Raw genomic sequence first — 8,642 nt, 5'->3', positions numbered from 1 at the left:
CGCTGAGCCGCCACTCCAGCGCGCGACGGTTCTCGGGGGCCTCCAGCGCGGTCAGGGCGGGCAGGGGCCTCGAGCGGGCGCCGAGGCGATAGAGGAAGTCCCGCCCGTTGGCGTGCTCGACCCGCAGCCAGACGCCGTTGTCGTCGCTCTGGACCTCGCTGTTCTCCAGCCCTTCGGCGGCGACGGCGGTGCGCACCTCTTCCAGCGCCGGGACGCCGTGGCGGGCGATCTGGCGGTCGATGTCGCGACGGCTGGCGGGGGCCAGGATGCGTTTGAGCTGTTCGCGCAGCGGCGGCGCCTCGGTCTCGACGGCTTCGCCCCTCAGGTCGGCGTTCATCTGTCGCGCCAGGCCGAAACAGGCCAGGATCATGATGACGGCGAAGGGCAGGGCCGCCACCAGGGTCGCCGCCTGCAAGGCGCCGAGACCGCCCGCCAACAGCAGCAGGGCCGCCGCCAGTCCTTGCAGCACGCACCAGTAGACCCGCTGCCAGCGCGGCGTCTCCTCGGCCCCGCCCGAAGCCAGGGTGTCGATGACCAGGGAGCCGGAATCCGCCGAGGTGACGAAGAAGACCGCCACCAGGGCGATCGCCAGGACCGAGGTGATCGCCGTCCCCGGCAGGTATTCGAAGAAGCGGAACAGGGCCGTCGACAGGTCGGTCTGCACCGCTTCGGAAATGGCCCCTGCCGCCACGCCGAGATCCAGGCTCATGGCCGAATTGCCGAAAACCGTCATCCACAGGAAGGTGAAGGCCGTCGGCACCAGCAACACGCCGATCAGGAACTCCCGCACCGTGCGCCCGCGCGAGATACGGGCGATGAACATGCCCACGAAGGGCGACCAGGAGATCCACCAGGCCCAGTAGAGCAGGGTCCAGTCCGCCATCCAGGCGCGCGGCTCATAGGCGTAGAGCGTGAAGGTGCGCTCGAAGAAGTGGTCCAGATAGAGACCGAAATTCTGCACATAGGCCCGCAGCAGGAACAGGGTCGGGCCCGCGATCAGAACGAACAGCATCAGGCAGACGGCGATGAACAGGTTCAGTTCGGACAGCCGTCGCACGCCCTTGTCGACGCCGGTCAGCACCGAAATGGTCGCTGCGCCCATGACCACGGCGATCAGCCCCACCTGCATGAAGACGTGATTGGGCATGCCGAAGACGTAGTGCAGGCCCGAGGTCATCTGCGCTACGCCGTAGCCCAGGGATGTGGCGATGCCGAACAGGGTGCCGCAGATGGCGAAGATATCGACCACGTCGCCGATCGGCCCGTTCACTCGCTTGCCCAGCAGGGGATAGAGGCTGGAGCGCATGGTCAGGGGCAGGCCCTTCCTGTGCGCGAAATAACCCAGGCTCAGCCCGACGACGGCGTAGATGGCCCAGGCGTGTACGCCCCAGTGGGTATAGGTGATCACCATGGCTTCGCGCGCGGCGGTCAGGGTGCCGGGCTGGGCCTCGGGCGGGGCGATGTAGTGCTGCACCGGCTCGGCGACGGCGAAATACATCAGGCCGATGCCCATGCCCGCGGCGAACAGCATGGCCAGCCAGGAGACGTAGGGGAAGTCCGGCTCGGCGTCGTCCGGTCCCAGCTTCAACCGTCCGGTCGGCCCCACGGCCAGCACCGCAACGAATAGCAGGAACCCGGCCACGGAGGCGACGTAGAACCAGCCGAAGGTCTCCACCACCCAGGCCTGAGCGCGCCCGAACAACAGGCCGGACGTCGTGGGCGCCATCAGGGCGAGCAGCAACAGCCCGCCAGCGATGGCGCTGGCCCCCCAGAAGACACGGGGGTTCATTTTTGAGGTCAGCATGGGCCCCCAACGCACGGCTACGCTTGGGGTTCCATCGCCCATCCCCTTGCGTGTCGTATGGGCCACACCCACCTGTGCTGCAACCGGATAGCGCGTCGCTTGCTTATGAGGGCGCGCCTTCCGCAATCCGCCTTTGAGGGGACTGCTCAACCATGAATCTCGACCTCTATTCCGACCGCGCCAAACAGGCCGTTCAATCCGCCCAGTCGCTGGCGCTCGCTCGCCGCCACCAGCAGTTCGCGCCCGAGCACCTGCTGAAGGTGCTGCTCGAGGAACGCGACGGCCTGGCCCGCAAGCTGATCGATCAGGCGGGCGGCGATCCGTCCGCCGTCGAACTCGTCACCGAGGGGCTGCTGAAGAAGCGGCCTCAGGTCGAGGGCGGCTCCGGTCAGCTCTATCTGGACGGCGACACCGCCCGCGTTTTCAGCGCCGCCGAGGACGCGGCGAAAAAGGCCGGCGACGCCTTCGTCACCACCGAACGCCTGCTGGCGGCCATCGCCAAGGAGGGCGGCGCCGCCGCTGAGGCGCTGAAATCCGCCGGGGTCACGGCCAAGAAACTGGACGACGCCGTCGCCGAAATCCGCAAGGGCAAGACCGCCGACAGCGCGGGCGCCGAGGACAGCTTCGACGCCCTGAAACGCTACGCCCGCGACCTGACCGAGGCCGCGCGCGACGGCAAGGTCGACCCCGTCATCGGCCGCGACGAGGAAATCCGCCGCACCATTCAGGTGCTGGCTCGTCGCACCAAGAACAACCCCGTCCTGATCGGCGAGCCCGGCGTCGGCAAGACCGCCATCGTCGAAGGCCTCGCCCTGCGCATCGTCAACGGCGACGTGCCCGAAAGTCTGAAGGACAAGAGGGTTCTGTCGCTGGACATGGGCGCTCTGATCGCCGGCGCCAAATACCGCGGCGAGTTCGAGGAACGGCTGAAGGCCGTGCTGAACGAGGTGGCTGCGGCCGAGGGCGGCATCGTCCTCTTCATCGACGAAATGCACACCCTGGTCGGCGCCGGCAAGGGCGACGGGGCCATGGACGCCTCCAACCTGCTGAAGCCCGCCCTGGCGCGCGGCGAACTGCACTGCGTCGGCGCCACCACGCTGGACGAGTACCGCAAGCACGTCGAGAAGGACGCGGCCCTGGCCCGTCGCTTCCAGCCAGTCTTCGTCGCCGAACCCACGGTCGAGGACACGGTGTCGATCCTGCGCGGCCTGAAAGAAAAGTACGAGGTTCACCACGGGGTGCGTATCAGCGACAGCGCCATCGTCGCCGCCGCCACCCTGTCGAACCGCTACATCACCGACCGCTTCCTGCCCGACAAGGCCATCGACCTGATCGACGAGGCCGCCTCGCGTGTGCGCATGGCCGTCGATTCCAAGCCTGAAGCTCTGGACGAAATCGACCGCCGCCTGGTCCAGCTCAAGATCGAGCGCGAGGCCCTGAAGAAGGAGAGCGACAGCGCCTCGCAGCAGCGTCTCGAAAAGCTGGAGGACGAGATCGCCGACCTCGAAGGCCAGTCGGACGACATGACCGCCCGCTGGAAGTCGGAGAAGGACAAGGTGGGGCAGGGCGCGCAACTGCGCGAAACGCTTGACCGCCTGCGCGCCGAACTGGCCGCGGCCCAGCGCGCCGGCGACCTCGGTCGCGCCTCAGAGATCGCCTACGGCCAGATCCCGCAACTGGAACGCCAACTGGAGGACTCGGAATCCCCGGCGGCGGTCGCCGCCCCCCTGACGCCCGAGGTCGTCGACGCCGAGCAGATCGCCGCCGTGGTCAGCCGCTGGACCGGCGTCCCCGTCGACAAGATGCTGGAAGGCGAGCGCGAGAAGCTGCTCAAGATGGAGGACGAACTGGGCCGCCGCGTCGTGGGTCAGGACGAGGCGCTGGAAGCCGTGTCCGACGCCGTCCGCCGCGCCCGCGCCGGTCTGAACGACCCCAACAAGCCGCTGGGCAGCTTCCTCTTCCTCGGCCCCACGGGCGTCGGCAAGACCGAGCTGACCAAGGCCCTGGCCGGCTATCTGTTCGACGACGACAACGCCATCACCCGCATCGACATGAGCGAGTACATGGAGAAGCACTCGGTCAGCCGCCTGATCGGCGCCCCTCCGGGCTATGTCGGCTATGACGAGGGCGGCGCCCTGACCGAGGCCGTGCGTCGTCGCCCCTATCAAGTCGTCCTGTTCGACGAGGTCGAAAAGGCCCACCCCGACGTGTTCAACGTGCTTTTGCAGGTGCTGGACGACGGTCGCCTGACCGATGGTCAGGGCCGCACCATCGACTTCAAGAACACCCTGATCATCATGACCTCCAACCTGGGCAGCCAGTATCTGGCCGATCAGCCCGAGGGCGAGGATGTCGAGGCCGTGCGCCCGCTGGTCATGGAACAGGTCCGCGCCCACTTCCGGCCCGAGTTCCTGAACCGCATCGACGAGATCATCCTGTTCCACCGCCTCGGCCGCGAACAGATGGGCGGCATCGTCCGCATCCAGCTGGCGCGTCTCGAAAAGCTGATGGCCGACCGTCGCCTGACCCTGGCCCTGGACGACAGCGCCCTGACCTGGCTCGCCGACAAGGGCTACGACCCCGTCTACGGCGCCCGCCCCCTGAAGCGCGTCATCCAGAAGGAACTGGTCGACCCCATGGCCAAGAAGCTGCTGGCCGGCGAGATCGAGGATGGCAGCGTGGTGGCCGTGTCAGCGGGGCCGGACGGGCTGGAGATCGGCAAGGCGCGGGTGCATTAACCCGCGCGCTGTCCGCACGATCTGAGAAAGGGGGCCGCGAAATCGCGGTCCTCTTTCTCTACGAGTTATCTGTGTCCCGCCCATCGGGTTCTTTCGCAACTCCCTTGAATGGGCCGGGAGAAGACTTCCTCTCCATGAATTGCCCGTTGCTCTCATCGCGCTTTTGCCAGTCCCCATTCTCATGTTGGAATTGAGTGCGGCCGCGCACTGCGCCCTTGCGGTAACCTTCGCCTGTGTTTTTGCCCATGGCAGACCTCTTTGAACGAAAAGTGAACATCTCCGATTCTCTAGATGGAGTCGAGTCCGTCGAACGACGATCTGTAAGTTGATGTTTCTTCCGTCATCCTCCGGCAAGCCGCGTCAGCGGCGCAGACCGGGGGACCCAGCGGCGCGCGGGAGCGCGAAAGATCCACGCTCGGCGGCCGCCCTTAGATCGCCTTCGGCGCCGCTGGGTCCGCCGGTTCCGCGCTGCGCGCGGCCCGGAGGATGACGAAAGAGGGGGAGCGGCATAGGCTGTGTGCATGGCGACCCATCGCACCTTCATCGCGACCTACATCATGGCGAGCGGGCGCAACGGGACGCTCTACGTCGGCTCGACCTCCAATTTGGAAAGCCGCGTGTGGAGGCACAGGACGCGCGCCTTTCCCGGCTTCACCGATGCCTATGACTGCACCCGTCTGGTCTGGTTCGAGCAGCACGCCCTGATGCTTGATGCGATCCGGCGCGAGCGGCGGATCAAGAAATGGCTGCGCGACTGGAAGCTGGCCCTGATCGAGAAGGACAACCCGGACTGGCGCGACCTCGCGGCCGACTGGTTCTTCGATCCGACCTGGACCCCGCCGCCGGGTGCCGACTGAGCCTCACCCCAGCATCGGCATCACCTCCACCCCGTCGCAGGGGAAAGGGTTCAGGTGCGGATGGTTCTCGAACAGGCGGGCGGCGGCATCAAAGCTGTCGGCACGACCATGAAGACGGTCAGCAGGTTGACCACGTCGGTCACGGCGCCGTCGTCGCTGATGCGCTTGGTCGGGCCCAGCGGGCCGCCTTGATAAACGATGGAGTCGCGGTGGGCCTCTTCCCAGGCGGCGACGGCGGCGACGCCGACGCGGGCCGTTTCGGCCTGCTGAGCCTCGCTCATGGCGCGCCAGGCCCGCCATTTGGCGCCGCTCTTGTCGCTGGTGAAGACGGCCAGGTAATGGGTCTCGGCGCTCATCGAAGCCTCCCGTTTTCGGGAGGCTCGGCCCTTTGGTCATGCTGGGCAAGCGGGGCGGCCGTCACCTCTCATCCGAGCGCCTCCGGCGCCCACCTTCTCCCACAAGGGGAGAAGGCAGTTTTGCGCTCAAGCAGCGAGCGACCGCGTCGCGAGCGTTAGCGCTCTTCGCTTAGATATGAATGGCGTGGCCCAGCGCCCGCAGGCTGGCTTCGTGGAAGGCCTCGCCGAGGGTCGGGTGGACGTGGATGGTGCCGGCCACGTCTTCCAGCACGGCGCCCATCTCCAGCATCTGGGCGAAGCTGTTGGACAGTTCCGACACATGCTGGCCGACGGCCTGAATGCCCAGCAGGCGGTGATCCGTCTTCGAAGCGATGACGCGGACGAAGCCGCCGTCCTCGCCCGCCTCGATGGCCAGGGCGCGGCCGATGGCGGCGAAGGGGAAGACGGCCTGGATCACGTCATCGCGACCCTTCACATCATCAAGGCCGAGGCCCGCCGAGACGATCTCAGGCTCGGTGAAGCAGACGGCGGCGATGGTGGTCGGGTCGAAGACGCGATCATGGCCGGCGATGATCTCGGCCACGACTTCGCCCTGGGCTGAGCCCTTGTGCGCCAGCATCGGTTCGCCGGTCAGGTCGCCGATGGCCCAGACGTTCTTCATGCTGGTGGCGCAGCGCTCGTCGATCTTCACGAACGGGCCGTTCATGGCCACGCCCATGTTTTCGAGGCCCCAGCCTTGGGTCCGTGCGCGGCGGCCGACGGTGACCAGCACCTTATCGGCGTCAAGCTGCATCGGATTGCCGTCCTTGTCGGTGACGTTCAGCTTACCGTCGCCGAAGCCGCCGGCGCGGGCGCCGAGCAGCAGTTGAACGCCATGCTTCTCCAGCCATTTAGCGACCGGGTCGGTCAGGGCCTTGTCGTAGAGCGGCAGGATGCGCTCGGCCATCTCGACGATGGCCACTTCGGCGCCCAGCTTGCGGAAGGCGATGCCCAGTTCCAGGCCGATATAGCCGCCGCCGACGACGACCAGCTTCCTGGGCACTTCCGGCAGGCTCAGGGCCTCGGTGGACGAGATCACGTCGCCGCCGAAGGGCAGGAAGGGCAGTTCGACCGGCTCCGACCCCGTGGCCAGGATGACGTGTTCGGCGGTGATGCGGATGTCGCCGTCGTCGGTCTTCACCGTGCAGGTCTTGGCGTCCGAAAAGTCGGCCCAGCCCTTGATGACCTTGACCTTGGCCTTCTTCAGCAGGGCGGCGACGCCCGCGTTCAGCTTCCTGACCACGCCGTCCTTCCACTCGACCGTCTTGGACAGGTCGATGGCCGGGGTCGAGGCGGTGATGCCCAGCGTGCCCGCATCAGACGCGGCCTTGGCCACCGTCTCATACTTGCCCGCCGCGTGGATGATGGCCTTGGAGGGGATGCAGCCGACGTTCAGGCAGGTGCCGCCGAGGCCCGGCGAGGCGTCCACCAGCACGGTCTCCAGCCCCAGCTGGCCGCAACGGATCCCCGCCACATAGCCGCCGGTCCCGGCGCCGATGATCAGGACTTTGGTCTTGAGGGTCTGCATCAAACTCTCCGCTCATCCCCGCGGAGGCGGGGACCCAGGTTTCGGCTACGCGCTCAACGTCTCGGTCAGATCACGCCAGCCGGGGTTCATGTCTTCAATCAGCCGCAGTTTCCACTGACGGTTCCACTTCTTGATCTGTCGTTCCCGCTGAAACGCCGCCTCGCGGGTTTCGTGGACCTCGAACCAGACCAGCCTTTCGACCTCATAGCGGGCCGTGAACTTGGAGCCCGCCCCTTCCTTGTGCTGCCAGGGCGCGCAGACCGATGTCGTCCGTCGAGCCTGTGTAGAGCGTCCCATTCCGTCGGCTGGCCATGATGTAGGTGAAGAAGGCCAAGGGCGGGGTCCGAAGCTAAAGCCTGGGTCCCCGTCCGGAGTTTACCCTCGGGCTGACCTGCGGTCAGGCCCGGGGGCGGGGATGAGCGGAAGGAAAAGGCTGGGTTCTCAGTTCATCCAGAGCGTGGCCGGGTTCTCCAGCAGGTTCTTGATCTTCTGCACGAAGACCGCCGCGTCGTGGCCGTCGACGATGCGGTGATCGAAGCTGGAGGACAGGTTCATCATCTTGCGCACGACCATCTGGCCGCCCCTCACCACGACGCGCTCCTCGATCTTGTTCGGACCGACGATGGCGACTTCGGGGTGGTTGATGATGGGCGTGTGCACCACGCCGCCGAGCGTGCCCAGCGAGGTGATGGTGATGGTCGAGCCGGACAGTTCCTCGCGCTTGGCGCTGCCGTCCTTGGCGGCGCCCGAGACGCGGGCGATCTCCTCGGCCGTGTCATAGGCGTCGCGCGCCTCGGCGTGGCGGACGACCGGGACCATCAGGCCGTTCGGCGTCTGGGCGGCGATGCCCAGATGGACGGCGTTGTGCTGGGTCAGCACGCCCGCCTCGTCGTCATAGGTGGCGTTGATGTTCGGCTGGTCCTTCAGCGCCACGACGATGGCGCGGGCGATGAAGGGCAGGACGTTCAGCTTGGCGCGGCCGGTGCCCTTGTTCTGGGCGTTCAGGTGGGCGCGCAGCTCTTCCACCGCCGTCATGTCGATGTCTTCGACATAGGTGATGTGGGGGATGCGACGAACGCTCTCGGCCATCTTCTCCGCGATCTTGCGGCGCAGGCCGATGATGCGGACTTCGTTGGTTCCCTCGGCCTTGGCGTAGAGCGAACCGCCCGAGGCCGTGGCCGGGGCGAACGTGCCGCCGCGCGCGACAAAGGCGTCCAGATCGGCGTGCTCGATGCGGCCTGCGGGGCCGCTGCCCGGCACGAAGACCAGATCGATCCCCAGATCACGCGCGCGGTTGCGCACGGCGGGGGAGGCCAGCGG

General features: G+C 67.0%; 7 protein-coding genes. 2 read left to right on the top strand and 5 right to left on the bottom strand.

Translation table 11 applies throughout. The features are described from left to right. Positions 1-1,789, bottom strand: a 1,789-nt coding sequence (locus RT567_RS10445) for a BCCT family transporter (protein WP_313576328.1), incomplete at its 3' end; no start/stop codon positions are given. A 167-nt stretch (positions 1,790-1,956) separates the two neighbouring features. Here RT567_RS10445 and clpB point away from each other — a divergent pair. Together clpB and RT567_RS10435 are read left to right on the top strand one after the other, a co-directional pair. Continuing rightward, positions 1,957-4,542 carry an ATP-dependent chaperone ClpB gene (gene clpB / locus RT567_RS10440; protein ID WP_313576327.1) on the top strand — a complete coding sequence of 862 codons (2,586 nt, stop codon included), beginning with the start codon at positions 1,957-1,959 and terminating at the stop codon, positions 4,540-4,542. Positions 4,543-5,063: 521 nt separating this feature from the next. Beyond that, positions 5,064-5,399, top strand: coding sequence for a GIY-YIG nuclease family protein (locus RT567_RS10435; RefSeq protein ID WP_313576326.1), 336 nt, complete (start codon positions 5,064-5,066; stop codon positions 5,397-5,399). 50 nt (positions 5,400-5,449) lie between these two features. Here the strand turns inward: RT567_RS10435 and RT567_RS10430 are convergent, their stop codons facing one another. The 4 genes from RT567_RS10430 to RT567_RS10415 all read right to left on the bottom strand — a co-directional run. Continuing rightward, on the bottom strand, positions 5,450-5,755 hold the full coding sequence (locus tag RT567_RS10430) for a hypothetical protein (RefSeq protein ID WP_313576325.1): 306 nt from the start codon (positions 5,753-5,755) through the stop codon (positions 5,450-5,452). Positions 5,756-5,924: 169 nt separating this feature from the next. Further along, positions 5,925-7,322 carry a dihydrolipoyl dehydrogenase gene (lpdA, locus tag RT567_RS10425; RefSeq protein WP_313576324.1) on the bottom strand — a complete coding sequence of 466 codons (1,398 nt, stop codon included), beginning with the start codon at positions 7,320-7,322 and terminating at the stop codon, positions 5,925-5,927. A 45-nt stretch (positions 7,323-7,367) separates the two neighbouring features. After that, positions 7,368-7,619 carry a GIY-YIG nuclease family protein gene (locus RT567_RS10420; protein WP_313576323.1) on the bottom strand — a complete coding sequence of 84 codons (252 nt, stop codon included), beginning with the start codon at positions 7,617-7,619 and terminating at the stop codon, positions 7,368-7,370. 144 nt (positions 7,620-7,763) lie between these two features. Next, positions 7,764-8,642: dihydrolipoamide acetyltransferase family protein (locus RT567_RS10415; RefSeq protein WP_313576322.1), on the bottom strand; the 879-nt coding region annotated here is incomplete at its 5' end.

The organism is Brevundimonas sp. (assembly GCF_032107865.1).
In the GTDB taxonomy this organism is placed as follows: domain Bacteria; phylum Pseudomonadota; class Alphaproteobacteria; order Caulobacterales; family Caulobacteraceae; genus Brevundimonas.
This window is presented reverse-complemented; position numbering and strand designations above follow the sequence as displayed.

Coding starts and splice junctions, on each gene's coding strand:
- clpB (WP_313576327.1), top strand. CDS start 1,957: ATGAATCTCGACCTCTATTCCGACCGCGCCAAACAGGCCGTTCAATCC.
- RT567_RS10435 (WP_313576326.1), top strand. CDS start 5,064: ATGGCGACCCATCGCACCTTCATCGCGACCTACATCATGGCGAGCGGG.
- RT567_RS10430 (WP_313576325.1), bottom strand. CDS start 5,755: ATGAGCGCCGAGACCCATTACCTGGCCGTCTTCACCAGCGACAAGAGC.
- lpdA (WP_313576324.1), bottom strand. CDS start 7,322: ATGCAGACCCTCAAGACCAAAGTCCTGATCATCGGCGCCGGGACCGGC.
- RT567_RS10420 (WP_313576323.1), bottom strand. CDS start 7,619: ATGGGACGCTCTACACAGGCTCGACGGACGACATCGGTCTGCGCGCCC.